This is a genomic window from Enterobacter sp. KB-280D8 (genome assembly GCF_041399405.1).
GTDB classification, from domain to species: Bacteria; Pseudomonadota; Gammaproteobacteria; order Enterobacterales; family Enterobacteriaceae; genus Enterobacter; species Enterobacter cloacae_N.
In genome coordinates this window covers 1-241 of the sequence record NZ_JBGKEC010000048.1, presented here as the reverse complement: position 1 = coordinate 241, position 241 = coordinate 1, and the positions used below count along the sequence as shown (strand labels likewise).

Genomic DNA, 241 nt, shown 5'->3' with positions numbered 1-241 from the left:
ACGGATATTCAGGGTTCGCTCCCCCTCCTTCTGCAGACGCATCAGCTTGCGCGATTCGTCCAGGCTGGCCACAGAAATTGCGCCCGAGCTCAGGTTCTTGTGATCGGCATGGAACAGCGCCTTTCCGTCTGAGAGTTTCGGGTTTTTGGTCAGAATTGCGTAAACCAGATCGCCAATCGTTGCTTTCGCCGCGCGCCCCATCTTCATCGGTACGTCGGTAAGCTGGTTCAGATCGTCGTTA

The 241-nt window shown here is 55.6% G+C and carries 1 pseudogene; it reads right to left on the bottom strand.

Annotated elements, in window-relative coordinates:
• Positions 1-241 (bottom strand): annotated as a pseudogene (locus AB8818_RS22960) (Clp protease ClpP); the annotation flags it as partial.